The sequence below is a fragment of the Candidatus Binatia bacterium genome (assembly GCA_029248525.1).
GTDB lineage: Bacteria > Desulfobacterota > Binatia > UBA12015 > UBA12015 > UBA12015.
The window spans coordinates 1-25,298 of record JAQWJE010000004.1 but is presented as its reverse complement, the minus strand read 5'-3'; the positions used below and the strand labels follow the sequence as shown (position 1 = coordinate 25,298).

The window sequence follows — 25,298 nt, the reverse complement described above, 5'->3', positions numbered from 1 at the left end:
CGCAGCAAGTCTTCGAATTTGCCGAGTACATGCGGGCGGATGCTGTCGCGCAGATAGGGCACGATCGTGTAGCGCGTCGGTCCTGCATTGGCGAAGACGTTGAAATGGTTGAACCAGAAGTCGGTCAGCACTTCGCGCAGTTGTGCGCGGGCGTGCACGGCGCGGGTGATCTGGGCTGCCCGCAGTTCGATCAAAATGCGCTGCGGTGGGCCGAGTCCGACGGGGTTGTCGCGGCTCTGGTTCGGGTAATTCTGGAGCAATTCGCCAGACTCCATGGACAACGAGGGATAGAGGGACAGGCGTTCTTGCAGTTCGGGGTCGTCGATGGGCTCGGGGCGTACCTGTTCCCATAGCCACTCGTTACGGCCCATCTGGCGAACCCGTGCGGCCTCTTCGCTGGTGTATCCAAAGGTCGCCCTTTGCAGCAGGTGGCGGATCTTGACCTCCTCGGAAATACCGGTGGCGGCGTGTGCTGTGCCGACAGGACCCAGCAGGGCTCCAACCGAAACTCCACTCACCCCTCCGATCAGGGTCAACAGGAAAGCCAGATGCGCGGCTATACCCGTGATCGTCCGGCCGGCTTTTTGTCGTTTGGATTTCTCTCTCATCATCACCCCTCCCGACGCGGTGTTCTGCGTTCGTCCAGCAACCACTCCGGCGAAGAGGATGGAGTAGCCGCCTACCTGAGGGAACCACCGCGAAGCATAAAGCCGTCGAAAAAAATCATGCGGGAGAAAATACTTCGAGTCACGCCCGAAATCTACTGATTCCCTATGGCGATTGCGCAGGGACAGCGACGTTTTCAGCGAAACGGGGGTAGCCAGTCGGCGTGCGCCTCGAGCAACTGATCGCAGAGAGCGACGGTTTGGTCGACCGAGAGCTCGGCTCCGGTATGCGGGTCGAGCAGGGCGGCCTGATAGATCGCGTCGCGCGACTGTTGCAATACGGCTTCGACCGCGAGTACCTGCGTCCCGATATTGGTGCGGTTCAGCGCGGCACAGGCCTCGGGTAGCGCGCCGATTTTTTCGGGGTGGATGCCCTGGGCATCGACCCGACTGGGGACCTCGACGCACGCATTGGCGGGCAGATTGTCGATCCAGCCCTCATTCATCACGTTGAGTGCCGCCTGGGTTGGCTCGCCGGTGATCAAGGCATGCAGGATCGAGGCGCCGAACTCATTGGAGGGGGTATGCTCGATGGCCGTGTTGCTCAGGAGCGCTTCTCGTTGGGCTGCCCAGCCAGCGATCTGTTGCCGACACCGACGGGGGTACTCATCGAGAGGAATATTATATTCGTCGATCAACGCTGGCTGTGCCGTTTTGATAAACCAAGGTGTGTATTCGGCGGTATGTTCGCTGGATTCGGTGAGGTAGTAGCCAAAGCGAGCCAGCATCTCGAAACGCACGAGGTCACAGCCTACCGTCACATCAAGTGCTTCTTCGGCCGAGAGCTTACCGCTCTCGCGCCCGCCGAGAGCCCAAAAAGGATGCAGATAGCAGGGTTCTTCCGCGGGCATCCCGGCGCGCTGGAGAAGTTCGCGTACCCACCGGCCGCCGCCCCGGTCGCGCACCCGTGCGCTGAGTTCGCCGGCGCGCTTCTTGATCTCGGGGTAGAGGTCGGCCCCGGCGTGCTCGACCCGCAGCAACCACGCCTGATGGTTGATCCCGGCAATCGAGGCTTCCACCTCGGCTGCGGGATATTTTTCATCGAGGCCGAGGTTGCCCAGAAGTGAAGGGATGCAGGCCTGCACGCTATGACACAGCCCCATGGTACGGATCGAGCTGCCTTGCAGGAGGCCGGCGGTGATCGCACACATCGGATTGGTGTAGTTGAGCAGCCACGCATCGGGGCAGACAACCTCCATATCGCGCGCGATCTCCAGCAGGACCGGCAGGGTGCGCAACGTCCGGAACAGACCTCCGATGCCGATGGTATCGGCAATGGTCTGCCGCAGGCCGAAGGCGTCGGGGATCTCGAAGTCCGTCACCGTGCAGGGCTCGTAGCCGCCGATCTGAACCGCATTGACGACGTGGGCGGCACCTTGTAGCGCCTCGCGGCGGTTTTCCGGTCCCAGATACCTCTGGATTCGCGCGCGCCCCTGGTTCTGGTTGCGATTGATGGCCTCAACCAGGCGGGCAGAGTCCTCCAACCGCACCCGATCGATGTCATAGAGGGCGATCTCGATATCCTGCAGGCCTTCGCGCAGCAGAACATCGCCCAGAATATTGCGCGCAAATACCGTGCTGCCAGCTCCCAGAAAGGCGATTCGGGTCATGGAGAAACCTTTTATCGGGAAGGAAGTCGCTTCGCACCTGATTTTGAACTCGATTCGCATCGGAGATCGAGCCGGGATTCAAGGTTTTTCGGTCTCGGGCGGCCTATTTGCGATCGGGGCTCCTGATCGCGACCATAGAGGCATGGGAAACTCGAGCAACGATAATTTGGAACTTTGGCGTGAGCTCGCCACCAAGGAACGCAAGGGCAAGGATCCGGACGATCTGATCTGGAAGACGCCGGAAGGCATCGACGTCAAACCGCTCTACACTAAGGAAGACGCTGCCGGTCTGGATTTCGGCGACAGCATTCCTGGTGCTTTTCCCTTCATTCGTGGCCCGCGAGCCACGATGTACACCGAGCGTCCCTGGACGATTCGCCAATACGCAGGCTTCTCGACGGCGCAGGAGTCCAATGACTTCTACCGGGCCAATCTGGCCGCAGGACAAATGGGCCTGTCGGTCGCTTTCGACCTCGCGACACATCGCGGTTACGATTCCGATCATCCTCGTGTGGTGGGTGATGTGGGCAAGGCTGGCGTTGCCATTGATTCCGTCGAAGACATGAAGGTGCTCTTCGACAAGGTTCCTCTGGACAAGATGTCGGTATCCATGACGATGAACGGTGCTGTCTTGCCGGTGCTTGCCAGCTTCGTAGTTGCGGGTGAGGAGCAGGGCGTCCCCCGAGACCAGCTCACCGGGACGATCCAGAACGATATCCTCAAGGAGTTCATGGTTCGGAATACCTATATTTATCCGCCGACTCCCTCGATGCGGATTGTTGCCGATATCATCGAGTACACCTCGAAAGAGATGCCGAAGTTCAATTCGATCAGTATTTCGGGCTACCATATGCAGGAAGCCGGAGCGACGTGTGATCTCGAGTTGGCGTTCACGATTGCCGACGGACTGGATTACGTGCGTGCGGCGATGTCCAAGGGGCTCGACGTCGATGCTTTCGCGGGACGGCTCTCGTTTTTCTGGTGCATCGGTATGAACTTCTACATGGAAGTCGCCAAGATGCGGGCCGGTCGGCTGTTGTGGGCCACGCTGATGAAAAAGCATTTCTCGCCAAAGAACGCGCGCTCGCTCATGCTGCGCACACATTGCCAGACCTCGGGGGCGAGTCTCACGGAACAAGATCCTTACAATAATATTATGCGCACCACGGTCGAGGCGATGGCGGCCGTGATGGGAGGCACCCAGAGCCTGCATACGAACTCGTTTGACGAGGCATTGGCTTTGCCCACGGACGAATCGGCTCGTGTCGCGCGCAATACCCAGCTGATGCTGCAACTCGAGACCGGCATTCCCAAAGTGATCGATCCTTGGGGTGGTTCCTATTTTATGGAGTCGCTGACACATGGCCTGGCGGCCAAAGCGCTCGGGATTATCGAGGAAGTCGAAGAAATGGGCGGTATGACCAAGGCGATCGAGGCCGGCATGCCGAAGTTGCGGATCGAGGAAGCTGCCGCCCAGCGGCAGGCGCGTGTCGATCGAGGCGAGGACGTCATTATTGGCGTGAACAAATTTCAACGCCCGGACGAGCCGGAGTTGGAGCTCCGCGAGATCGATAATAGTGCTGTTCGTGAGTCGCAGGTCGCCGCTCTCGAGCGGATCAGAGCCACGCGAGACTCGGGCAAGGTCGAAACCGCACTCAATGCCTTGAACGCTTGTGGTCGGACGGGCGAGGGCAACTTGCTTGAGCTGGCGGTCGAGGCGGCACGTGTCCGCGCCACTGTAGGCGAGATCTCCGAAGCCCTGGAAAAGGAATGGGGTCGCTATCAGGCGGAAATCAAATCCATCTCGGGTGTTTATGGAAGTTCCTTTTCGGAGGATCCCGAGTGGAAGGGCATGCAGGCCGAGATCGATAAATTTGTCGAAGTACAGGGGCGCCGGCCACGAATGCTGGTTGCCAAGGTCGGTCAGGATGGCCACGATCGCGGGGCGAAGGTGATCGCAACGGCATTTGCCGATTTGGGCTTTGATGTGGATGTCGGGACTCTTTTTCAGACGCCGGATGAAATCGCACGACAGGCGATCGAGAACGATGTGCATCTGATCGGTGTTTCGAGTCAGTCCGGCGGGCATACCACGCTGGTGCCGGAGCTTGTGCGGGTGCTTGCGGAGAAGGGAGCCTCCGAAATTCTCGTGACCGCCGGAGGTATTATTCCGCCAAAGGATTACCCGAAGCTGCGTGAGGCTGGCGTCAAGGCTATCTTTGGTCCGGGGACGAAGGTTCCGGTAGCCGCCCGTGAAATTCTGGATCTGATCGGCATCGGTGGCAATCCGGCGAGTGGGAATGCCGACTGACCCTGCACGGCAGGCCGTGGCCGACCAGATTCTGGCCGGTGATCGGCGGGCGATGGCCAAGGCCATCACCTTGGTGGAAAGCACTCGTGCCGACCATCAGGTCGAAGCGCAGCTCTTGCTGGAGCTTTTGCTTCCGCAGACCGGCCGCGCTGCCCGCATCGGCGTTACAGGTGTTCCCGGCGTCGGCAAAAGTACCTTTATTGAGGCTTTCGGTCTCTACCTGACCGGTCTGGGCAAGAAAGTTGCCGTGCTTGCCGTCGATCCCTCGAGCACGCGTTCGGGGGGTAGTATTCTGGGGGACAAGACCCGAATGCCGCGTCTGGCCGCCGACGAGAATGCCTATATCCGACCGAGTCCTGCTGCCGGTTCGCTTGGTGGTGTCGCCCGGAGGACTCGCGAGGCGATGCTGGTCTGTGAGGCGGCGGGTTTCGATGTGGTTCTTGTGGAAACAGTCGGGGTAGGGCAGTCGGAGGTGACCGTGGCCTCCATGGTGGATTTCTTTCTGGTCCTGATGCTGCCGGGTGCCGGCGATGAACTGCAGGGAATCAAAAAGGGAATTCTCGAGATCGCCGATGCTCTCGCGGTAAACAAGGCTGATGGGGACCAGGTGCCGCTGGCGACGCGGGCGGTCGCCGAATACCGCAGTGCCCTGCGCTTGTTCCGGCACTCGAGCGCGTCCTGGAGCCCGCCGGTCGTTCCGGTGAGCGCTCTGGAGCATCGAGGCATGGACGAAGTCTGGGAACTTGTGGGCAAGCACCGCGAGGCACTCGACGCCACGGGTGAATTGACCGAGCGGCGCCGCCAGCAGCAACTGAGCTGGTTCTGGAGCATGCTGGAAGACGGATTGCGCCAGCATTTTCTCGGACGAGAAGACGTCAAACGGCGACTGCCCGAAATGGAAGCCTCGGTCGGGCGGGCTTCATTGACGCCGACGCAGGCGGCGCGACGCCTGCTCGAAGTGTTGGGCGACGGAGAGATCGAATGAAGCTGGGATTGGTAAATCATGGCGGCCGCGCGGGAATCTGTATCGACCAGCGTGTCTACGACCTGGAACGTGATTCGGGCGGTACTCTGTCGTCCGACCCGATGGCGGCCCTTGCCGACTGGGAAGCCGTGTTGTGCTGGGCCGAAGATCTCGGCTCGGATGTGGAGAGCCAACCGCTGGATGTGGCCAAGCTTCTGGCACCGGTTCCAACTCCCGAGAAGATTTTCGGCGTTGGCCTGAACTACCATGACCATGCCCGCGAGGCTGGATTGGACGTGCCGAAATCGCCGCTGATCTTTACGAAATTTCCCAATTGCCTCAACCGTCCTGACGGGGATGTGGAATTGTCGTCGGACCGCGTGGATTGGGAAGCCGAATTGGTTGTGGTGATTGGCCGCGGCGGTCGAGGAATCCTTGAAGCCGAGGCGCTCTCCCATGTTGCAGGCTTCATGGTGGGACAGGATATTTCGGATCGTCGGCTCCAATTCAAAGGCAAGCCACCGCAATTCTCGATGGGGAAATCGATCGATTCCTTTGGACCGATCGGTCCTGCCGTCGTGCCGTTGTCGACGCTCGCAGACCCTCATGATTTGGCAATCAGCTGTGATGTCGCCGGTGAGCGAATGCAGGAGTCCAGGACCAGCGAGTTGATCTTTTCCGTACCCGAGCTGGTTTCGTGGCTCTCCCGTTATTGCACCTTGACCCCGGGAGATCTGATCTTCACCGGAACGCCGGCAGGGGTGGGCTCGGTCCGCGACCCTCGGCGCTATCTCACCGAGGGCGACGAGATTGTGACTACAATCGAGGGGCTGGGGACGATTCGGAACCGCTGCGTTGCAGGGCCGGTCTGAGTACCGGTCCCCACGGAAACGAAATATCCGACTTACCAAAAGCCCAAAGAAAAGCCCGGTACGGTCAAACCGTACCGGGCTTCTTGGGCAAGCAGCCGCTTCCTCCTCCTCGGTGGTCGCAGCCGCGGTTATATGTCAGCTGCGTCCCAGACCGAGGGGTGCGTCCAGGCTGGTGCCGCTGGTATGAAGATCGTAAGCACGCATCCCATGCTCGCTGACGTCGAGTCCCTCGACTTCATCTTCTTCCGGAACTCGGATTCCAATGGTCGCGTTGAGGATAGCGAACAGGCTCAGCACACAGACCAGAGTAAAGGCGGCGTAGGCCCCGACACCGATCAATTGCGTGAGAAAGCTATGGTCGGGATTCTCGGAGAAGATTCCAACAGCCAGCGTGCCCCAGATGCCGCAGGTCAGATGAACCGAGATCGCGCCCACCGGATCATCAATCCGGATGCGATCAAACATGATGACCGAGCCGACCACCAGACAACCCGCGATGGCACCGATCAGGATCGCTGAAAGCGGGCTGAAGACGTCAGCTCCCGCCGTTACGCCGACCAGTCCGGCTAAAATCCCGTTCAGGGCCATCGAGAGATCCGGCTTGGTGGAGACGAAATTGTAGGAAATCATCGCGCCGAGACCTCCGGCGGCAGCCGCCAGACATGTCGTTACGAGGACCAGCGACGTGAGTTCCGGATCGGCCGAAAGTACCGAGCCGCCGTTGAATCCGAACCAGCCGAGCCAGAGCAGGAAGACCCCGATCGCGGCCAACGGCATATTGCTGCCGGGAATCGGCGTAAGACGTCCTTCCGGGCCAAATTTACCCAGCCGCCCACCGAGCATCCATGCTCCCACGAGAGCACCCCAGCCCCCGACACTATGCACGAGCGTCGATCCGGCGAAGTCGTAGAAGCCCATGGCATCCAACCAGCCACCGCCCCACTTCCAGGAGCCCGCGATCGGGTAGATGATGGCGACAAAGACCAGCGCGAAGATCATGAAAGCCGAGAGCTTGATGCGCTCGGCGACCGCTCCCGAGACGATGGTAGCGCAGGTCGCGGCAAACATGCCCTGGAAGATGAAGTCGGTCCAGTAGGTATAACCGCCATCGGCATAAAGGGCCGTGTTTCCATCGGCGCCCGGGTCGAGACCGAACCCGGCAAATCCGAAATAGCCGTTGAAGTCGCCCGGATACATCAGGTTGAAGCCGCAGATATAATACGTCAGAAGCCCGCTGCAGATCACGAATACATTCTTGAAGAGAATGTTGGTAGTGTTCTTCGCCCGCGTGAGGCCCGTCTCCACGGAAGCAAACCCGAGGTGCATGATGAAGACAAAGGCCGTGCAGACCATCATCCAGACGTTATTGGCGACGAAGACACCTTGCGAAACACCCGTGTCCTCGGCGAACGCGGTTGCGGGGACCAGAAGAGCTGCGCCCAACGCGCATTTGCCGATTGTCGATTTTTTCCAAATCATGATTTCCTCCAGAAATAGGGTGCTGTTAGATCGCGGTTTCGCCGCGTTCGCCGGTGCGAATCCGCACCACGTCGTCGACGGGTAAAATAAAAATCTTGCCGTCACCGATTCTGCCCGTGCTTGCTGCGTTGGTGATCACCTCGGCTGCTGCGGTCACTTTGTCCTCAGCCAGAAGGATTTCGATCTTCACCTTGGGCAAAAAGTCGACCACATATTCCGCGCCTCGGTAGAGTTCGCTGTGGCCACGCTGGCGACCGAAGCCTTTGACTTCGGAAACGGTCATGCCCACGATGCCCTCTTTGGTCAGGGCTTCCTTGACCTCTTCAAGCTTGAACGGCTTGATAATCGCTTCGATCTTTTTCACGAATTCCTCCTCGTTAAATTCGGGCCAACAGGTCCCACGATGGGTGTTTGCAATGCGCGTGCCGAAGCGAAGGACTCCGTTTTCGGGCACATGATGTGGGCAAATGAAGCCTGGTCTGCACCAATATTAGGCAGCTGCACAGGAAGGGAGCAGGGCGGGCGGGCCGCAGAATCCCCAGCTTTTTCAGGCGTGGAATCTTCCTATTGGCGGGGGATTGGGCCGGTTGCTACCTCATCCGGACGATGTCCACGGAACTTGCGAAGGCCTACGAACCCAAAGAAGTTGAGGAACGCTGGGCCAAGGCCTGGATTGAGCAGAAGATCTTCGCTGCCGACCCGGAAGCCGACGGTGATCCGTATTCGATCGTGATTCCGCCGCCGAATATCACCGGTCAACTGCATCTCGGACACGCGCTGAACAACACACTGCAGGACCTGCTCATACGCTTCCACAAAATGGACGGTCGGAATACGATCTGGGTGCCGGGTACCGATCATGCCTCGATCGCCACGCAGAACGTAGTCGAACGAAAGCTTGCCGAAAAGGGTCTCGACCGTCACCAGGTGGGTCGCGAGGCGTTTCTCGAAAAAACGTTTGAGTGGAAAGATGAAGTCGGCCCCTACATCGTATCCCAATTGCAGCGGCTCGGAGCCTCATGCGACTGGACTCGGGAACGGTTCACGATGGACGAGGGGCTGTCCAAATCCGTTCGAGAGGTTTTCGTTCGGCTCCATGCCGATGGTTTGATCTATCGCGGGCGACGCCTGATCAACTGGTGCTGTCGATGCGGCACGGCGCTTTCTGATATCGAGGTCGAACACCGCGATCAGCAGGGTAGCCTCTGGCATCTTCAATATCCGCTTTCCGACGGGTCGGGTGCGTTAGTGGTCGCGACGACGCGTCCGGAGACAATGCTCGGAGATACGGCGGTCGCCGTTCATCCCGAGGATGAGCGTTACGCGAGCTTCATCGGCAAGACCATCGACCTGCCGCTCGTTGGGCGGAAAATACCCGTGATCGCGGACCCGGAAGTAGACCGTGAGTTCGGCACGGGCGCCGTGAAAATTACGCCGGCGCACGATTTCAATGACTTCGAGATGGGGCAGCGTCACGACCTCGAGACCATTGCCGTGATCGATGAACACGGTCGGATGAATGCAGAGGCTGGTGATTTCGCGGGTCAGGATCGAGCCGAGTGCCGGAAGACGGTCGTGGCTGCACTAGACGCGGCGGGCCGTCTGGTCGAGGTTGAGGACTACGCGAATTCGGTCGGTGCCTGCTACCGATGCAGCGAGGTCGTTGAACCCCTTCTGTCCACGCAATGGTTTGTGGCGACCGCCGAGCTGGCGGCACCCGCGATCGAAGCCGTTCGAGACGGGCGGACACGTTTCTACCCCGAGCATTGGTCCAAGACTTATTTTGCATGGCTCGAGAATATTCGCGACTGGTGTATCTCCCGGCAACTTTGGTGGGGGCATCGAATTCCCGCCTGGTATTGTGATGCCTGCGAGGTGGAGCCGATCGTCGCGCTGGAGGCACCGAAGGCTTGCCCAAGTTGTGGGGGATCGCTGCGGCAGGACGAAGATGTCCTTGATACATGGTTCTCCTCGGGACTTTGGCCCTTCTCGACGATGGGCTGGCCGGAGCAAACACCGGAGTTGGAAAAATACTACCCGACGTCCGTTCTGGTGACCGGGTTCGATATTCTTTTTTTCTGGGTCGCGCGGATGATGATGTTCGGCTTGCGATTTACGGGTGAGGTTCCGTTCAAGGACGTCTACGTGCACGGTTTGGTGCGGGACGAGTACGGCGCCAAGATGAGCAAGTCGAAGGGGAACGTCCGTGACCCTCTCGAACTTCTCGGAACCTACGGTACTGACGCACTTCGCTTCACGCTGGCGGCTCAGTCCGCGATGGGTCGGGATATCCGGCTCTCCGAGGACCGTATCGAAGGAAACCGCGCGTTTGCGAACAAGATATGGAATGCCGCACGTTTCGTTCATATGAATCTCGATGACTACGATCCGCATGCGGATGCAGGCGAAGATGATGTTGCCGGCAAGTGGATTCGGGCTCGGCTCTCGCACGCGATTGCCGAGGTGCGCGAGGCCGTCGGTTTGTATCGTTTTAATGATGTCTCCACCGCGATTTACCGTTTCTTCTGGAACGAGTACTGTGATTGGTACCTCGAACTCGCCAAGCCGGCCCTGCAGGGGGACGATCCCGCGCGCCGGGCAGCGACCCAGCGGACACTGGTGGATGTTCTCGATGCGGCCTTGCGGCTTCTCCACCCCGTGATGCCCTTCGTCACAGAGGAACTGTGGCGATCGCTGCCACGGACCGATGCTCTGCCGACCAGTATGGTATTTGCGCCGATGCCGCGTGCGGAAGACTTTCCGCGCGACGCGGCCGCCGAGGCAGCGGGCGAGCGATTGGTCGCTGTCGTTCGGGCGATCCGCAGTATCCGGTCGGAGATGAACGTCCCGCCGTCCACGCGGATTCCGCTGCTGGTAGGCGGCGACCCCGAGGCGGTCGATGCCACGCGGGCGTTGGCATCCGAGATTTCCTCGCTGGCAAGGCTGGCTTCGACCGAATGGCTCAGCGGTGCGGAGCGCCCGCGGGGCGCGGCCGTTGCGGCTGCAGGTGGGGTCGAGCTTTTTGTGCCGCTTGCGGGATTGATTGATGTCGAAGCGGAACGAGGTCGGCTGGAAAAGACCCGCGCCAAAGTCGAAAAAGATGTCGCTCGCATCGAGAAAAAGCTGGGCAATGAATCATTTATCGAGCGCGCACCAGCCGAAGTGGTCGCCAAGGAGCGCGGTAAACTCGACGATTTGCACGGAGAGTTGGGGCTGCTGCAGAGCGGTCTCGATCGCCTGTCGGAGGTCGAGGGCTAGATGGCAATCAAACCGCAGAGTGGGAACCCTGATCCCTTCACCTCCCCGCAAGTCCACCGCATGATCGAGGGTGCGCTGGCCGAAGACGTGGGTCGTGGCGATATCACTTCCGCGGCAACTCTCGCGTTGGGCGCGCGCGGGAGGGCGTCGCTGGTCGCGAGAGAAAGCGCTGTGGTCGCCGGTTTGCCTTTGGCGCGGGCAATCTTTGATCAAATCGCGGGCGGGGGAGATCCCGTGCAGATCAAGGTCAAGACACCCGACGGCAGCAAGGTCGCCAAGGGCGCGGTCCTGGCGCAACTCGATGGCCCCTTGCATCATATTCTGGCTGGGGAGAGGCTGCTCCTGAACTTGCTGCAATCGTTGTCGGGGACGGCCACGATGACAGCGGCGTTTGTTGCGGCGGTGGCGGGTACCGGTGCGGTAATTCTGGATACGCGCAAAACGACCCCCGGCCTTCGTCTTTTGCAGAAATACGCTGTCCGCTGCGGCGGCGGTCGTAATCATCGATTCGGTCTGGATGACGGAATCCTGATCAAGGACAATCATATTGTGGGTGCCGGCTCGGTTCGGTTGGCGGTCCAGCGTGCGCGCGCAGCAGCGTCGCACGGGTTGCGTGTCGAGGTTGAATGCGACCGTCTGTCACAGGTGCGAGAAGCCTTGCGTGCGGGCGCGGATATTCTCCTGCTCGATAATATGACCCCCAAGCAGGTCGCCCGATGTTTCAGCGAAATCGATGGTCGGGCGCTTGTCGAGGTCTCGGGGGGATTGAATCTGGAGACCGTGCGCGCCTACGCCGAAGCTGGTGCGGGGATGCTCTCGGTCGGTGCCTTGACGCATTCGGCTCCGGCGATCGATATCGGGTTGGACATGAAGGCACGGAAGTCTTGAGCTCTGGGGGCGACCATCCGATCGAAGTTGGACCGCTCCGCGAACGACTGCTGGGCGACGGGCGGCTTGTCGAGTGGGAGCACCACGACACGATCGGTTCGACCAACCAGCGTGCCGCCACGCGCGGACGTGAAGGGCTCGCCGGGCCTGCCTTGTTCACGGCAGAGCATCAGAGCGCCGGTCGAGGACGCCAGGGCCGGGTCTGGGAGTCTCCCGCCCATCGCAATTTTTATGGATCCTTCATGCTGCAACCCAAGGTGGAGCAGGCCCACTTGGCACCGATCACGCTGGTCACGGCCCTCGCTGTCGCCGATGCAATCACCAGCGCCGGGTTTCCCGATGCGGCCATCAAGTGGCCGAATGATATTCTGCTCGGAGGGCGCAAGGTCGCCGGGATCCTGACGGAATTGGATACGGCGGCCAACGGGGAAATTTTCGTCGTCGTCGGCATCGGAGTGAATTTGAATCTGCAGGAGGGAGATTTTCCTCCCGAGCTTCGCTCCAAGGCAGGCAGCCTTGCCTCGCATGGCGGCCATCCGGTGGATCGCGCGGCATTCGTCGAAGCTTTGGCTCAGGCATTTCTCGACCGCGTCGATCGATTCGAAAAGCTCGGGTTTGCGGCACTGCGGCCCGAGTACGAAAAACGGCACGTGCTGCAGGGGCGCGAGGTGCGTGTGGACGGCGGGGAGGGCTGTGAGGGGCGCGTCCTCGGAGTCGATGACGCAGGTGCGCTCCTGTTGGCGACAGCGCAAGGGCCGCGCGCCATCCACGCGGGCGAGGTCAGTCTGTCGGGGGCCTATGATTCCCTCGCGAGCGAGGACTCGTAGAAATCACTTGCGGATTTCGCTCGCTCGACCTAATCAGAACCCCACATGCTGCTCGCGATTGACGTAGGAAACACTCACACGGTTCTGGGGCTCTTTGAGGGACGCAAGTTGAAACGCCATTGGCGCGTCCTTACCGAGCATAGTCGGACGGCTGATGAGTACAGTGTCTTCGTATGGAATATGATGCGGATGGCTGGCGTTCTTCCTGCGGAGATTGAAGGGATTATCGTCGCCAACGTCGTCCCCCCCATGCAGTCGGTCATTGAGACCACTTGTCGGGATACCTTTGCCAAAGCACCTCTGGTGGTTGGCCCGGGCGTGAAAACGGGGATGCCGATTCTTTACGATAACCCTCGCGAGGTTGGTGCCGATCGTATCGTCAACTCGGTCGCGGGTTATGAACGGGTCCGGGATTTTTGCATCATTGTCGACTTCGGGACGGCCACGACATTCGATGTGGTCAGCGCCAAGGGGGAATATCTCGGTGGTGTGATCGCGCCGGGTCTGGGGATCTCGCTCGATGCCCTGTTCTCCAAGACGGCAAAACTGCAATCGGTAGACTTGGTCAAGCCGCCGACAGTGGTCGGGCGCAACACGGTCAATGCCATCCAGTCCGGAGTCTTCTACGGCTATGTTGCGATGGTGGACGGCGTGGTTGAGCGCATCGAGCAGGAGCAGGGGCGCAAGGCCGAGGTGGCTGCGACCGGTGGCTTTGCCGAACTGATCGCCTCGGAGTCTCACAAGATCGGCTATGTGGATGAATTCCTGACGCTTGAGGGATTGCGGATGATCTACGACCGTAACCGTGACGCCGGGGGGCATTCTCGTTCCTGAGAGATGGAAAAAAGGGGTGCGAACCCCTGAAGCTCTGTGCTGCGCGTCGAGTGCCCGAGGTCGGCCGGGATGACGAGTGAAAACCCGGATGAGGGCGAAGCCGAAATCCAGCAGATTATCGAGGGGCGAGACTCGATCGTTCTGGATGAGGACCTGGTTGCCGACGAGAGCGACTCCGAGGCGCAAGACGCACCGGCTCGGTTGGAGCGTCGCGAAGCACTGCCGGCGCGGATCCGGAAGATGCCGGTTGCCGAGCGGTTCAAGCTGGCTCTTCGTGGAAATCTCGAGGCCCGCAACGTGCTCGCTCGGGATCCGCTGAAGCTGGTGCAGTCTGCGGTGCTGAAGAATCCCCGCATCACGGTGGAAGAAGTTGTGACGTTGGCCAAGAGCCGCAGCGTGGACGGAGATCTTCTGCGCCAATTGGGGGCCGAGAAGGAGTGGGTCCGTCATTACACAGTCAGGCAGTCCCTGGTGCAAAACCCCAAGACGCCGGTCGCCGTCTCGCTGGTGCTGATCCGCGGGCTGCGGGAGCGCGATGTCAGGATGCTGGCGCGGAGCAAAAACGTTCCCGGTGTCATTCAGCAAGCGGCTCGTCGATTGGTCCTGCAGCGCGAGCGCTAGTGCCCTCGGGGCTCGGTTGGGGCGGTGCCGATATACCGGTGAGCGTTCAGAGGCCGGGGGTTGGCGTGGGCGTGGCTGTCGGTCCGATCTCAATATAGGAGGCGTCGGCAACCCCTGTGGTCAGGTTGACGGTGATGGACTGAACATCAACCGTTTCGCCCCGGGTGATATTCGAGAGCTTGTCTCCGGGGTCCTGAAGCGTGGCGAGTTGCGCGGTATCGAAGCGGAGATAGATGAAAACCTCCAGGGCGCCAGGGGATACCTTGGTGAGAGCGAAGTCCCCATTATCGTCCGGTTCTGTGTTGCGCCCTCCGCAATCAAGCGGCGGTGTCGAGGAGGGCCGATTGGTGCAGACAAGGACTCGCAGTTCGCTGTAGAGAGTCGACGGAATGGCACTGAAGATATCCCCGATGACATCGACGCTATTTTCGGGGTTGGGGGTCGGCGTGCTGCTCGGGTCGCAGCCCAGACAAATATCGCTGTCGCCACAGCCGCTCAGCGAAAAAGCGAGAAAAAATAAGGTGGAAAGGAGCAGGCCCCGGGAGGATTTCTTGGCATCGTTCACGCCCCCAGCCTAAGGCGGGCGGACGTTCAGGTCAATCCGCGGCGCGCCGGCCATTGGCGAAGGTCGATCCTAATCGCTAGGAAAAAAACATGGCACGTAAAAAAATCTCGCTGATCGGCGCCGGTAATATCGGTGCAACCATGGGACACCTCTGCGCACTCCGGCAGTTGGCTGACGTTGTTTTATACGACGTGGTCGAGGGAATGCCGCAGGGCAAGGCGCTCGATATTACCGAGTCCGGACCAATTGACGGGTTCGACGTCTCGGTGACGGGATCGAACGATATCAAGGATATCGCCGGCTCCGATGTGTGTATCGTGACCTCGGGTCTCGCCCGCAAGCCCGGCATGAGCCGCGATGATCTGCTCGGTATCAATGCCAAGATCATCACGGAGGTCGCGACCGGGATCGCAGAAAACGCCCCGGGCGCTTTGGTGATCGTTATCACGAACCCTCTGGATGCAATGGTGACCCTGATGAAAAAGGTCACCGGCTTTCCCAAGGAGCGGGTCGTCGGCATGGCGGGCGTTCTGGATTCTGCGCGTTACCGGACGTTTCTTGCGATGGAGTTGGGCGTTTCCGTCCAGAGCGTGCAGGCGATGGTCCTCGGTGGCCACGGCGACGATATGGTTCCCGTGCGATCCGCCACGACCTGTGGCGGTGTACCTGTTGCCGATCTGATCCCGGCCGATCGCCTCGAGGCGATCGAGGAACGGACGCGCAAGGCGGGTGGGGAAATCGTGGGGCTTCTGAAAACCGGCTCGGCTTTCTACTCACCTGCAGCTGCGGCCATTCGCATGGCGGAGTCCTTCCTTGGAGACAAGAAGGAGATTCTTCCCTGTGCCGCCTATCTCGAAGGCGAGTATGGCCTTGACGGAATCTACATGGGCGTGCCCGTCCAGATTGGCGCCGGAGGTGTCGAGAAGGTGATCGAAGTCGCTTTGAACGAAGCCGAGACCGAAGAGGTCAAGGTTTCCGCGAGCCATGTGTCCGATCTGGTGGACGCCCTCGCGAAAGTTCTCGCCGAGTAAACCGAATCGTCATGCTTGAGGCGGCAATCGATTTCGGAGGAACTCTGACGAAAGTGATTGTCGCCTCGGGCGAGGACGAGACCCGGCGAACCTGTCCGGGTATGCCGAACCCGGACGAGACCTCGATCGCTGGGCTGCTGCGCGAAGCTGGCTGCGCCAATCCGCAAGAGCTGGATTTTCTCGCGGTCACCGGCGGACGCTCGGCCCGATTGGTCCTGAGCTGGGACGACGTTCCGGTCGTGGCCATCGACGAAGCCGAGGCGACGGCAAGCGGCGGTCTTCTCGGTGGGGCTGTGGCACCCGCGATTGTCGTCAGTATCGGCACGGGTACCGGAATCGTGCTTGCTCGGGAGGATGGCACTTTCGAGAGGCTCCTCGGAAGCGGGATTGGTGGTGGAACCGTGGTTGGCCTCGCTCGTCTTCTGGTCGGCGATCAATCCATTGCGAGATACGGCGCTCTGGCCGCGAGCGGATCTCTGGACCGCTGCGACCTGACGGTAGGAGATATTCTCGGGAGCGGTACGGGGCCGGTGCCAGCCGACGCGACAGCGGCTCATTTCGGACGGATCGGCCTCGCGGGCATGCCCTTGGCAAGCCGGGAAGATCAGATGGCCGCGATCGTGGGGATGGTCGTTCAGAATGCCGTCCGACTGGCGATCTCGGAAATGACCTCTCACGGCGCTTCTTCCCTGATCCTGCTGGGTGGATTTCTGGCCGAGCCCGGATTTCGGTCGGTTATTGACGCCCACCCGATGTTGCAGCGCTTTCCGGTTCCGATCGCCGAACCCCCCGAATACGCTGTCGTTCGAGGGGCGCTGGAAGCCGCGCGTCGCCTTCGGGCCAGTCCCTGAGGTCGGCGCCAAGCGGACGGTCTGCCAAAAGTGGCAGACCGCTCGGGCCTATGCGATTCTCACCAAGTCACGTGCGCAGGTCTATGCGCTGCCAATATCAGGAGTCGACCAAGACATGAATATCCATGAGTTTCAGGCAAAGGAGATCCTCCGGAAATACGGAGTCGCAACCCTTGAGGGACATGCGACCGATTCCGCCGAGGGTGCAGCGAAAGCGGTTGAAGACCTTGGGGGCGATGGCCCCTGGGTGGTAAAGGCCCAGATTCACGCTGGAGGCCGCGGCAAGGCTGGTGGCGTGAAGTTGGTGAACAGTGCCGCCGAAGCCAAGGAATACGCCGCTTCCCTGCTGGGTAGCACTTTGGTCACCCATCAGACGGGTCCCGAAGGCCGCGTGGTGAACCGGATTTTCGTGGAGCAAGGCTGCAAGATCGCTCGCGAGCTCTACCTCGGTCTGACACTGGACCGTGCCTCGAGCCTTTTGACCGTCATCGCTTCAAGCGAAGGCGGGATGGAGATCGAAGAGGTTGCCGCCAATACACCAGAGAAAATCCTTCGGGAACCAATCGTCCCGGAAGTCGGCTTTCAGGCCTATCAGGCTCGTAAATTGGGTCAGGCACTCGAACTGCCGACGGCGACCTGGGGCAAGCTGGCCAAGTTCCTCAAAGGGCTGTACGAAGCTGTGCTCGCAACCGATGCCGCTCTGGTCGAAATCAACCCTCTGGTCCTGACCGAAGATGGCGATCTGCTCGCCCTCGACGCGAAGATGGGCTTCGACGATAATGCGCTATTCCGGCACCCGGACGTGCGCGATATGCGAGATCCGAACGAGGAAGACCCGCGCGAGCAGGAAGCGCAGAAATATGACCTCGCGTATATCGCACTCGACGGAAACATCGGTTGTATGGTCAACGGCGCCGGTCTCGCCATGTCGACGATGGATACCATCCAGTACGCGGGCGGATCGCCGGCGAACTTCCTGGATGTCGGGGGCGGCGCGGATGCCGAGAAGGTCGCTGCGGCCTTCAAGATCATTCTCACCGATGACGCCGTCAAGGCAGTCTTCATCAATATCTTTGGCGGCATCATGAAATGCGATGTCCTGGCAGAGGGCGTCGTGGCGGCTGCCAAGGAGTTGGGGCTCACGGTCCCGCTGGTGGTGCGCATGGAAGGCACCAACGTCGATCAAGGAAAGAAAATTCTGGCAGACTCCGGATTGAACATCATTTCGGCAGTCGACATGCTCGATGGCGCTCGCAAGGCCGTCGCGGCAGCAGCCTGAAGGGGCGTTACGATGAGTATCCTGGTTGGAAAAGACTCCAAGGTTGTCACACAGGGCATTACCGGCTCGACCGGGCAGTTCCATACGCGGACCTGCAAGGAATACGGTACCAACATGATTGCCGGCGTGACGCCGGGCAAGGGTGGGGGCGATTTTGAAGGGATCCCCATCTTCAATAGTGTCGGCGAAGCTCGGGCCAAGACGGGCTGCAATGTCAGCGTGATCTACGTGCCGCCGCCCTTTGCGGCCGATGCGATCATGGAGGCCGCCGACGCCGGTGTCGAGCTCGCAATTTGCATCACCGAGGGAATTCCGGTGATCGACATGATTCAGGTCAAACGCTTTCTGGCGGGCAAGAAAACCCGGCTGGTCGGGCCTAACTGCCCTGGTTTGATTACGCCGGGCGAGGCCAAGATCGGGATCATGCCCGGTTATATTCACAAGCCCGGAAGGATCGGGGTCATCTCACGCTCGGGAACCCTGACCTATGAGGCCGTCCACCAGCTTACGCAGTTGGGCATCGGCCAATCGACGTGTGTCGGCATTGGCGGTGATCCGGTCAACGGCACGGGCTTCATCGACGTGCTCGAGTTGTTCAACGCTGATCCGAATACCGATGGCGTCATCATGATTGGTGAAATCGGCGGGACCGCAGAGGAAGAAGCCGCCGAGTACATCAAGCGCGAAATGAAGAAGCCGGTAGCCGGTTTTATCGCCGGACAGACCGCTCCCAAGGGGAAGCGTATGGGCCATGCCGGCGCCATTATCTCGGGCGGCAAGGGTACCGCGGCGGACAAGATCGCAGCCATGGAAGCGGCTGGCATCAAAGTGTCCCCGACGCCTGCGGCGCTTGGTGACACCATGAAGGCTGTTCTGGAAGCCTGAGCGCTTACCGGATTTTAAAAATAGGATAATTGATCATGGCTATTCAACGCACATTTTCCATCGTAAAGCCGGACGCTGTCGCAAAGCACGGTATCGGCAAGGTTCTCGCACGCATCGAAGAAGGCGGTCTCAAGGTGGTGGCGGGACGCTATCTGCAGTTGACCCAGGAACAAGCCGAAGGCTTCTACGCGGTCCACAAAGAGCGCCCCTTCTACGGCGAATTGGTGGCCTTCATGACCTCCGGACCGGTTTTTGTTTCCTGTCTCGAAGGCGAGAACGCGATCTCCCGATACCGCGAAGTTCTCGGTGCCACCAACCCGGCCGAAGCAGAGGCGGGCACCGTGCGTGCCCTGTTCGGCACGGATATCGAGAAGAATGCAGCACATGGTTCGGATGCTCCGGAAACGGCAGCCACCGAAATTGCGTTCTTCTTCGGCGATAGCGATTTCGCCTAGCCGGCACCGGGGGGGACCCCGGTAGGTCGATCGTCATGGACAGGTCATCGAGCAGCAGCGAAGCGATTTACGGGTTGAACCCATCGCGGCTGGTCGAGTTGCTGGGGGAGCTCGGTGCGCCGGGCTATCGGAGCAAGCAGATTCTGCGTTGGGTCTATCAGGAGCGATGCACCGACCCGCAGAAGATGGACAACCTTCCTCAGGCTCTGCGCGACCAACTTACTGAGGTTTTTGGCGGTGAGGAGGTGCGCGTGGCGCGCCGTCAAGATTCCTCCGATGGCACTCGTAAGCTTGCGGTCGAACTTCCGGATCACGCCTTGGTCGAATCGGTCCTGATCCCCGATCGGACACGATTGACCTTATGCGTATCCTCGCAAGTTGGTTGTGCGATGGGGTGTACCTTCTGTGCGACGGCTCGGCTGAAGCTGAAGCGCCAGCTGACCACGGCAGAGATTGTCGGCCAGGTGCAGCTCGCGCGCGGAGAACTCGAAACAATGTCGCCGTCACCCGAGGCGCTGACCAACGTGGTTTTCATGGGGATGGGTGAGCCCCTGCATAACTCCGGCCAGCTTCTCCCGGCTCTCGATATCCTTACATCACAGTGGGGGCTGGGGATGTCGCATCGTCGAATCACGGTCTCCACGGTGGGTTTGGTGCCCGAAATGCGACAGCTGCTGACCCGGACCAAGGTCAACCTCGCGGTCTCTCTCGGGGCGACAACCGAGGAGAAACGTCGCGAATTGATGCCCATCACGCGAAAACATTCTCTGCAGGAACTGCTGGATACTTGCCGTGAGCTGCCGGTGCCGCGGCGCAAGCGGATCACGTTCGAGTACACCTTGCTGGAAGGCGAAAACGACTCTCCCGAAGATGCCAGACGCCTGGTTTCCCTGCTCCACGGGATTCGCTCGAAGGTGAACCTTATTTTCTGGAATCCCTTTGATGATGCGGGTTTTCGGCCGGTTTCCCGGGAGAAGACCCACCAATTTCAGAGAATTTTACTCGAACAGGGGTTGGTGGCGACCGTTCGCGAGTCTCGGGGGCCGGATATCGATGCGGCCTGCGGTCAATTGGCCAGCCAGGCCTGACCCGACGGGTATGGGTCTGGGGGCGATCAAACTTGGTGCATTGCTCCGCATCGGAGCCTATGCGACATCTTCCCGCGATGGGTAATCAACAGGAAGCAGATCTCGGAGTCATCGGTGGTAGTGGTTTGTACGATCTGGATGTCCTCCAGAACGTGCAGACGGTCCGTCTTGAGACACCTTTCGGGGACCCCTCGGACGAGTTCTTGCTCGGCACTCTTGGCGGCGCTCGGGTGGCTTTTTTGCCCCGACACGGAAAGGGGCATCGAATCTCGCCCAGCGAGTTGAATTTCCGCGCCAACATTCATGCGATGAAACAGCTTGGGGTCAAGCGATTGCTTTCCGTCGGTGCCGTCGGCAGCCTGCGGGAGGAGATTCCGCCCGGAGACTTGGTGGTCCCGGATCAGTTTCTCGACCGGACCTTCCACCGCGAAGCGACCTTCTTCGATCGAGGGGTCGTGGCCCACGTTCAATTTGGAGATCCGGTTTGTGCGACGTTGGCCTCGGCTCTCGTCGCTGCGGCACAGACAACGGATGCCAAGGTTCACGAAGGCGGGATCTATATCTGCATGGAGGGGCCGCAATTTTCGACCCGCGCGGAGTCCAATCTCTACCGGTCCTGGGGCGCATCGATTATCGGCATGACGAACTTGCAGGAGGCCAAACTCGCCCGTGAGGCCGAGATGTGTTTTTCCACGCTCGCTTTGAGCACCGACTACGATTGCTGGCATGAAGAAGAAGAGGATGTCGATGTGGCAGCAATCGTCGCCGTGATTCAGGCCAACGCTGCGCGCGCGGCCCAGACCATTGCCGATCTTGCGGGGCGATTGCCCTCGGGCAGCTGCGCATGTCATTCCTCTCTCGCAGGAGCGATTCTGACCGACCCAGCCACGGTTTCGCCTGAGGCTCGCGAGCGTCTCGCGCTGATTGCCGGAGCTTACCTGGAGAAGGAGTGACTCCGAACTCTTCCCACGAGCTAGAGACTTTCCTGATTGCCGAATTCGGGGTTTTGCCATGAGGTCCAGTCGACCACGCCGCATCGGAATCGACGCGCGGCGAATGCCCTCTGCCGGGTTGGGCCGTTATCTGCGTGAGCATCTTGCTCGCTTGCCGAGCGAGGCCCCTGATTTCAGTTTCGTGGCCTTTGCTCATCCGCGTGACCAGTCAGCGTTGCTCAGTCTTTCCCGCAATCTCGAGATTCGAGAGGTGCGGGGCGCTCCATCAACGCCCTGGGGACAGGCCTTTTTATGGCAGTCTGTTCGCGCCGCGGGGCTGGATCTATTCCATGCGCCCAACCTGCAGCTCCCTTTCGGGTTGCCGTGCCGAACGGCGGTCACGGTCCACGATGTTCTGCCGGTCCGATTTCCTGCATCGGACTTCGAGGGATGGCTTTTTCAAAAGAAGATCGAGTCCATCGGAAAACGGGCAGACCTGATCGTGACCGTCTCGGAAGCCGTTGCGCAGGAGTTGGCCACGCGTCTGCACCGGCCTGTCGAGTCCATTCGAGTTGTCCCCAACGGGGTCGCAGATGCCTTTGCTGCTCCGGGGTCGGCGGATCGTTCCGAGATCGATGTCCTGATCGGGAGATTGGGCCTCCAGGTTCCTTACGGACTCAATATTACCAACGGCTCGGCGGCAAAGGGTGTCGATCAACTTCTGTCGGCGATGCGACGGATCCGAGGGCTGCAGATGGTGATGCTCGGGGAGGGATCGGACCATCCTCGTGTGCGAGAAATGGTCGCGGCCGCCGGCTTGGGACCAGAGCGAGTCAAGCTCCTTGGTAATGTCTCGGAGCGCGAGATGCGGATGCTCTACCAGCGGGCGCGCCTGGCGGTGGTGGCCTCTCGCTATGAAGGGTTCGGGCTGTCCGCGATCGAGGCCATGGCCTGTGGTGTACCACTGGTGGCGACACGCACCGGCGGAATTCCGGAGGTTGCCGGGGATGCTGCGATTCTGATCGATCCGGATTCAGCAACAGCTCTGGCAGAAGCTGTGTACCGAGTTGCCTTTGAAATGGACGAGGGCGAAAGAGCCAATTTGGCGGAGCGCGCGAGATCTCGAGCGCGTCGATTTTCGTGGCAGAGCGCTGTGCGGTTGACTGCAGCGTCTTATCGGCATGTATTCGCTCAGGAGATAAGCGACGATTCATGCTGAAGGAACGCCACCAGATTTTCGTAGGACTCTTTGTGCTGGCCGATTGTCTTGCGCTCGGGCTGGCGTGGCTTGCGTCCTATATGATCCGATTCGAGTTGCAGATCGTGCCGGTCACCAAGGGCGTGCCACCGCTTGCCAACTATCTCGTCCTTCTTCCCGTGATCTTTGTGACCTGGGGCTTGGCTTTCCGCAGTGCCGGTTTGTACGCGCCGATGCGGAGTTCGCGTCGGTCACATGAGAGGCGGCTGGTTTTGCGGGCCAGCTCTCTGGCGATGCTGGTATTTACGGCAGTCAGCTTTTTGGGGTTTGAAAAAGCCTACTCTTTGTCGCGAATGACTCTGGTTCTTTTCTGGCTCTTCGCAACGGGAGCCGTAATTCTGGCTCGTTCCTTCCTGCGCGGCGTTCTGCGCGAGGCGCGTCGTCAGGGTCGTAATCTTCGGCATGTCCTGATCGTCGGGGACGGAGAACTCGCGCGCTCCGTGAACGCGCGACTGCTGGCGCACCCGGAGTTTGGACTCAAGGTTCGGGGCTTTCTGACCGAAGATAGGTCAAAGGTTGGTGCCTTTGTCGGTACCACACCAATTTTGGCAACTTGGAATGACGTACTCGATATTGTTGATGAGGGTGGGGTGGATCAAGTGATCTTCGCCCTCCCGTTTGAAGCCATGCCGCAGCTCGAGGGGTTAGTGCATCCTCTGGAGGAGACGGCGGTGGATGTAAAGGTCATCCCGGATATCGAGCGGTTCGTCAGCTTGAAAAGTGGAATTGACGAACTCGACGGGTTGCCGATCATCGGATTACGCGCCATTCGCCTCGTCGGATGGAATCGCGTCCTCAAGCGCGGGATGGATATCGCGGCGAGTTTTTTGGCTCTGCTGGTCCTCTTTCCGTTCATGGTACTCCTTGCGATTTTGATCAAGCTGACCTCATCGGGGCCGATTTTCTTCGCTCAGGAGCGGATGGGTCTGGACGGAAGATTGTTTCGAGTCTGGAAGTTTCGCACCATGAAACTGAATGCCGAAGCCGAGACCGGGCCGGTCTGGGCGAAACCCAACGACCCGCGATCCACTCTTTTGGGCCGTGGAATGCGCCGATTGTCGATCGACGAGCTTCCGCAGTTCTGGAATGTGCTTTGCGGTGAGATGAGTCTAGTCGGCCCAAGGCCCGAACGTCCTGTTTTTATTCGAGAATTTAGACAGCATGTGCCTCGCTATATGCTTCGTCATATGGTGCAGGCCGGCATGACTGGTTGGGCGCAGGTTCACGGGTGGCGAGGTGATACTTCCATCGAGCGCCGCATTCAATACGACCTTGAGTATATTCAGAACTGGTCCATGACTCTGGATCTGCGTATCCTGATGCTCACTGTCATTCGAGGTTTCGTAAATCGAAACGCATATTAGTTCCGATCTGTCGGTGGAGGCCGCAATCTTGCGGCCGGCTCCCGGGGATCTTTTCCGAGGTAAATATTCATGAAGCTCTGTGTTGTTGGAACCGGTTATGTCGGTCTCGTTGCCGGGACCTGTTTTGCGGAGAGTGGCAACGATGTTGCCTGTGTCGATGTTCTGGAAGAGAAGGTGCAACGCCTGAATAACGGCGAAATCCCGATCTACGAGCCTGGTCTCGAAGAGCTGGTGAAGCGCAACAGCACTGAAGGGCGGCTCACCTTCACCACAGATTTGGTCGCCGCGGTAAAGGAGGCGGAAGTCTGCATTATCGCGGTGGGCACTCCGATGGACCATTCGGGTGCCGCGGATCTCGGTGCTGTGATGGCTGTCGCGGCTTCGATTGCGAAAGCGGCGGACGGCCCCAAGGTGGTGGCGATCAAGAGTACCGTTCCGATCGGAACGGCAGATCGCGTGCGACGGGTTCTCGAGGATAATGGCCCTCATAATATCGAGGTGATTTCGAATCCCGAGTTCATGAAGGAAGGTGCGGCCATCGATGATTTCATGAAGCCGGACCGGGTTGTGATCGGCGGGCGTTGTGATGAGGCGCTGGCCAAACTGCGGGAAATTTACACACCCTTCGTCCGCACGGATAATCCGATCCTCGAGATGGATAATCGATCGGCCGAGATGACGAAATATGCGGCTAATTCTCTTCTCGCAACGCGCATTTCGTTTATCAACGAGATAGCCAACCTCTGCGAGAAGGTTGGCGCTGATGTGACGCAGGTCCGTCGAGGGATCGGAACAGATCAGCGCATCGGACCTCACTTCCTCTTCCCGGGCGTCGGTTACGGTGGGAGTTGTTTCCCCAAGGATGTCCGTGCCGTGATCTCCACGGCACAGGATCAGCAACTCGACTTCACGCTGCTCCGAGCTGTGGAGGAGGTCAACGATCGTCAGAAGCGGATTCTCGTCGGACGGTTGCTCGACCATTTCAACGGAGACGTTTCCGGCAAGCATTTTGCGATGTGGGGCCTGGCCTTCAAGCCCAAGACAGACGATATGCGGGAAGCCCCCTCGGTGATCATTGCGGACCGGCTGCTCGCCGCCGGAGCTACGATTACTTGCTATGATCCAGAGTCGATGGAGGAGGCTGAGCGAGATCTCGGTGGCCGCGTCAACTTCGCGACCAGCAATTACGATGCGCTCGACGGTGCGGATGCATTGATTGTCGTCACCGAATGGAACGAATTCCGACGTCCTGATTTTTCAC

General features: G+C 59.8%; 23 protein-coding genes. 18 read left to right on the top strand and 5 right to left on the bottom strand.

Annotation, left to right across the window (positions count from 1 at the left end; genetic code table 11):
- Both P8K07_00510 and P8K07_00505 read right to left on the bottom strand, forming a co-directional pair.
- Nucleotides 1–611 (bottom strand): DUF1800 family protein (locus tag P8K07_00510; GenBank protein MDG1957002.1); only part of this gene is annotated, 611 nt, incomplete at its 3' end.
- Between the two features lie 191 nt (nucleotides 612–802).
- The gene (locus P8K07_00505) at nucleotides 803–2,275 is read right to left on the bottom strand and encodes an alpha-glucosidase/alpha-galactosidase (GenBank protein ID MDG1957001.1); all 1,473 of its coding nucleotides are present in this window, start codon (nucleotides 2,273–2,275) and stop codon (nucleotides 803–805) included.
- 142 nt (nucleotides 2,276–2,417) lie between these two features.
- Here P8K07_00505 and scpA point away from each other — a divergent pair, with 142 nt between their 5' ends.
- The 3 genes from scpA to P8K07_00490 are packed head-to-tail and all read left to right on the top strand — an operon-like array spanning nucleotide 2,418 to nucleotide 6,422.
- On the top strand, nucleotides 2,418–4,586 hold the full coding sequence (scpA, locus tag P8K07_00500) for a methylmalonyl-CoA mutase (protein ID MDG1957000.1): 2,169 nt from the start codon (nucleotides 2,418–2,420) through the stop codon (nucleotides 4,584–4,586).
- Nucleotides 4,576–5,571 (top strand): methylmalonyl Co-A mutase-associated GTPase MeaB, encoded by a 996-nt coding sequence (meaB, locus tag P8K07_00495; protein MDG1956999.1) that lies wholly within the window; start codon nucleotides 4,576–4,578, stop codon nucleotides 5,569–5,571. The genes scpA and meaB overlap by 11 nt, the downstream gene beginning before the upstream one ends.
- Nucleotides 5,568–6,422: a fumarylacetoacetate hydrolase family protein gene (locus tag P8K07_00490; GenBank protein ID MDG1956998.1), complete on the top strand. Its 855-nt coding sequence runs from the start codon at nucleotides 5,568–5,570 to the stop codon at nucleotides 6,420–6,422. The genes meaB and P8K07_00490 overlap by 4 nt, the downstream gene beginning before the upstream one ends.
- A 135-nt stretch (nucleotides 6,423–6,557) precedes the next feature.
- Here P8K07_00490 and amt read toward each other — a convergent pair whose 3' ends face one another.
- Both amt and P8K07_00480 read right to left on the bottom strand, forming a co-directional pair.
- Nucleotides 6,558–7,901, bottom strand: coding sequence for an ammonium transporter (amt, locus tag P8K07_00485; GenBank protein ID MDG1956997.1), 1,344 nt, complete (start codon nucleotides 7,899–7,901; stop codon nucleotides 6,558–6,560).
- A gap of 25 nt (nucleotides 7,902–7,926) precedes the next feature.
- Nucleotides 7,927–8,265: a P-II family nitrogen regulator gene (locus P8K07_00480; protein ID MDG1956996.1), complete on the bottom strand. Its 339-nt coding sequence runs from the start codon at nucleotides 8,263–8,265 to the stop codon at nucleotides 7,927–7,929.
- 242 nt (nucleotides 8,266–8,507) lie between these two features.
- Here P8K07_00480 and P8K07_00475 point away from each other — a divergent pair, with 242 nt between their 5' ends.
- The 5 genes from P8K07_00475 (at nucleotide 8,508) to P8K07_00455 (ending at nucleotide 14,329) form a co-directional block, all read left to right on the top strand.
- Entirely contained in the window at nucleotides 8,508–11,159 is a 2,652-nt protein-coding gene (locus tag P8K07_00475; GenBank protein ID MDG1956995.1) for a valine--tRNA ligase, read from the top strand.
- Complete coding sequence (gene nadC / locus P8K07_00470) at nucleotides 11,160–12,047, top strand: carboxylating nicotinate-nucleotide diphosphorylase (protein MDG1956994.1); 888 nt, start codon at nucleotides 11,160–11,162, stop codon at nucleotides 12,045–12,047.
- Nucleotides 12,044–12,874, top strand: a complete 831-nt coding sequence (locus P8K07_00465; protein MDG1956993.1) for a biotin--[acetyl-CoA-carboxylase] ligase — start codon at nucleotides 12,044–12,046, stop codon at nucleotides 12,872–12,874. Before nadC ends, P8K07_00465 begins: the two co-directional genes overlap by 4 nt.
- Before the next feature lie 45 nt (nucleotides 12,875–12,919).
- Nucleotides 12,920–13,708 carry a type III pantothenate kinase gene (locus P8K07_00460; GenBank protein ID MDG1956992.1) on the top strand — a complete coding sequence of 263 codons (789 nt, stop codon included), beginning with the start codon at nucleotides 12,920–12,922 and terminating at the stop codon, nucleotides 13,706–13,708.
- Nucleotides 13,709–13,777: 69 nt separating this feature from the next.
- Nucleotides 13,778–14,329 (top strand): hypothetical protein, encoded by a 552-nt coding sequence (locus P8K07_00455; protein ID MDG1956991.1) that lies wholly within the window; start codon nucleotides 13,778–13,780, stop codon nucleotides 14,327–14,329.
- Nucleotides 14,330–14,375: 46 nt separating this feature from the next.
- Here the strand turns inward: P8K07_00455 and P8K07_00450 are convergent, their stop codons facing one another.
- Nucleotides 14,376–14,894 carry a hypothetical protein gene (locus P8K07_00450; protein MDG1956990.1) on the bottom strand — a complete coding sequence of 173 codons (519 nt, stop codon included), beginning with the start codon at nucleotides 14,892–14,894 and terminating at the stop codon, nucleotides 14,376–14,378.
- A gap of 89 nt (nucleotides 14,895–14,983) precedes the next feature.
- Here P8K07_00450 and mdh point away from each other — a divergent pair, with 89 nt between their 5' ends.
- From mdh to P8K07_00400, 10 genes are all read left to right on the top strand, one after another.
- Nucleotides 14,984–15,925, top strand: coding sequence for a malate dehydrogenase (mdh, locus tag P8K07_00445; GenBank protein ID MDG1956989.1), 942 nt, complete (start codon nucleotides 14,984–14,986; stop codon nucleotides 15,923–15,925).
- A gap of 11 nt (nucleotides 15,926–15,936) precedes the next feature.
- Nucleotides 15,937–16,776: a hypothetical protein gene (locus P8K07_00440; protein ID MDG1956988.1), complete on the top strand. Its 840-nt coding sequence runs from the start codon at nucleotides 15,937–15,939 to the stop codon at nucleotides 16,774–16,776.
- Between the two features lie 115 nt (nucleotides 16,777–16,891).
- Nucleotides 16,892–18,055, top strand: a complete 1,164-nt coding sequence (gene sucC, locus P8K07_00435) for an ADP-forming succinate--CoA ligase subunit beta (GenBank protein ID MDG1956987.1) — start codon at nucleotides 16,892–16,894, stop codon at nucleotides 18,053–18,055.
- 12 nt (nucleotides 18,056–18,067) lie between these two features.
- Nucleotides 18,068–18,940 (top strand): succinate--CoA ligase subunit alpha, encoded by an 873-nt coding sequence (gene sucD, locus P8K07_00430; GenBank protein ID MDG1956986.1) that lies wholly within the window; start codon nucleotides 18,068–18,070, stop codon nucleotides 18,938–18,940.
- A gap of 35 nt (nucleotides 18,941–18,975) precedes the next feature.
- On the top strand, nucleotides 18,976–19,395 hold the full coding sequence (gene ndk, locus P8K07_00425; protein ID MDG1956985.1) for a nucleoside-diphosphate kinase: 420 nt from the start codon (nucleotides 18,976–18,978) through the stop codon (nucleotides 19,393–19,395).
- 35 nt (nucleotides 19,396–19,430) lie between these two features.
- Nucleotides 19,431–20,483, top strand: coding sequence for a 23S rRNA (adenine(2503)-C(2))-methyltransferase RlmN (gene rlmN, locus P8K07_00420; GenBank protein MDG1956984.1), 1,053 nt, complete (start codon nucleotides 19,431–19,433; stop codon nucleotides 20,481–20,483).
- Nucleotides 20,484–20,560: 77 nt separating this feature from the next.
- Complete coding sequence (gene mtnP, locus P8K07_00415) at nucleotides 20,561–21,436, top strand: S-methyl-5'-thioadenosine phosphorylase (protein MDG1956983.1); 876 nt, start codon at nucleotides 20,561–20,563, stop codon at nucleotides 21,434–21,436.
- Between the two features lie 58 nt (nucleotides 21,437–21,494).
- Entirely contained in the window at nucleotides 21,495–22,634 is a 1,140-nt protein-coding gene (locus tag P8K07_00410) for a glycosyltransferase family 1 protein (protein ID MDG1956982.1), read from the top strand.
- Nucleotides 22,628–24,037, top strand: a complete 1,410-nt coding sequence (locus P8K07_00405) for an undecaprenyl-phosphate glucose phosphotransferase (GenBank protein ID MDG1956981.1) — start codon at nucleotides 22,628–22,630, stop codon at nucleotides 24,035–24,037. Before P8K07_00410 ends, P8K07_00405 begins: the two co-directional genes overlap by 7 nt.
- A gap of 69 nt (nucleotides 24,038–24,106) precedes the next feature.
- Nucleotides 24,107–25,298: UDP-glucose/GDP-mannose dehydrogenase family protein (locus P8K07_00400; protein ID MDG1956980.1), on the top strand; the 1,192-nt coding region annotated here is incomplete at its 3' end.

What these genes read in the sequence shown, in the direction of transcription:
- P8K07_00505 (MDG1957001.1), bottom strand. Translation starts at nt 2,275, where the DNA reads ATGACCCGAATCGCCTTTCTGGGAGCTGGCAGCACGGTATTTGCGCGC.
- scpA (MDG1957000.1), top strand. Translation starts at nt 2,418, where the DNA reads ATGGGAAACTCGAGCAACGATAATTTGGAACTTTGGCGTGAGCTCGCC.
- meaB (MDG1956999.1), top strand. Translation starts at nt 4,576, where the DNA reads ATGCCGACTGACCCTGCACGGCAGGCCGTGGCCGACCAGATTCTGGCC.
- P8K07_00490 (MDG1956998.1), top strand. Translation starts at nt 5,568, where the DNA reads ATGAAGCTGGGATTGGTAAATCATGGCGGCCGCGCGGGAATCTGTATC.
- amt (MDG1956997.1), bottom strand. Translation starts at nt 7,901, where the DNA reads ATGATTTGGAAAAAATCGACAATCGGCAAATGCGCGTTGGGCGCAGCT.
- P8K07_00475 (MDG1956995.1), top strand. Translation starts at nt 8,508, where the DNA reads ATGTCCACGGAACTTGCGAAGGCCTACGAACCCAAAGAAGTTGAGGAA.
- nadC (MDG1956994.1), top strand. Translation starts at nt 11,160, where the DNA reads ATGGCAATCAAACCGCAGAGTGGGAACCCTGATCCCTTCACCTCCCCG.
- P8K07_00460 (MDG1956992.1), top strand. Translation starts at nt 12,920, where the DNA reads ATGCTGCTCGCGATTGACGTAGGAAACACTCACACGGTTCTGGGGCTC.
- P8K07_00455 (MDG1956991.1), top strand. Translation starts at nt 13,778, where the DNA reads ATGACGAGTGAAAACCCGGATGAGGGCGAAGCCGAAATCCAGCAGATT.
- mdh (MDG1956989.1), top strand. Translation starts at nt 14,984, where the DNA reads ATGGCACGTAAAAAAATCTCGCTGATCGGCGCCGGTAATATCGGTGCA.
- P8K07_00440 (MDG1956988.1), top strand. Translation starts at nt 15,937, where the DNA reads ATGCTTGAGGCGGCAATCGATTTCGGAGGAACTCTGACGAAAGTGATT.
- sucC (MDG1956987.1), top strand. Translation starts at nt 16,892, where the DNA reads ATGAATATCCATGAGTTTCAGGCAAAGGAGATCCTCCGGAAATACGGA.
- sucD (MDG1956986.1), top strand. Translation starts at nt 18,068, where the DNA reads ATGAGTATCCTGGTTGGAAAAGACTCCAAGGTTGTCACACAGGGCATT.
- ndk (MDG1956985.1), top strand. Translation starts at nt 18,976, where the DNA reads ATGGCTATTCAACGCACATTTTCCATCGTAAAGCCGGACGCTGTCGCA.
- rlmN (MDG1956984.1), top strand. Translation starts at nt 19,431, where the DNA reads ATGGACAGGTCATCGAGCAGCAGCGAAGCGATTTACGGGTTGAACCCA.
- mtnP (MDG1956983.1), top strand. Translation starts at nt 20,561, where the DNA reads ATGGGTAATCAACAGGAAGCAGATCTCGGAGTCATCGGTGGTAGTGGT.
- P8K07_00410 (MDG1956982.1), top strand. Translation starts at nt 21,495, where the DNA reads ATGAGGTCCAGTCGACCACGCCGCATCGGAATCGACGCGCGGCGAATG.
- P8K07_00405 (MDG1956981.1), top strand. Translation starts at nt 22,628, where the DNA reads ATGCTGAAGGAACGCCACCAGATTTTCGTAGGACTCTTTGTGCTGGCC.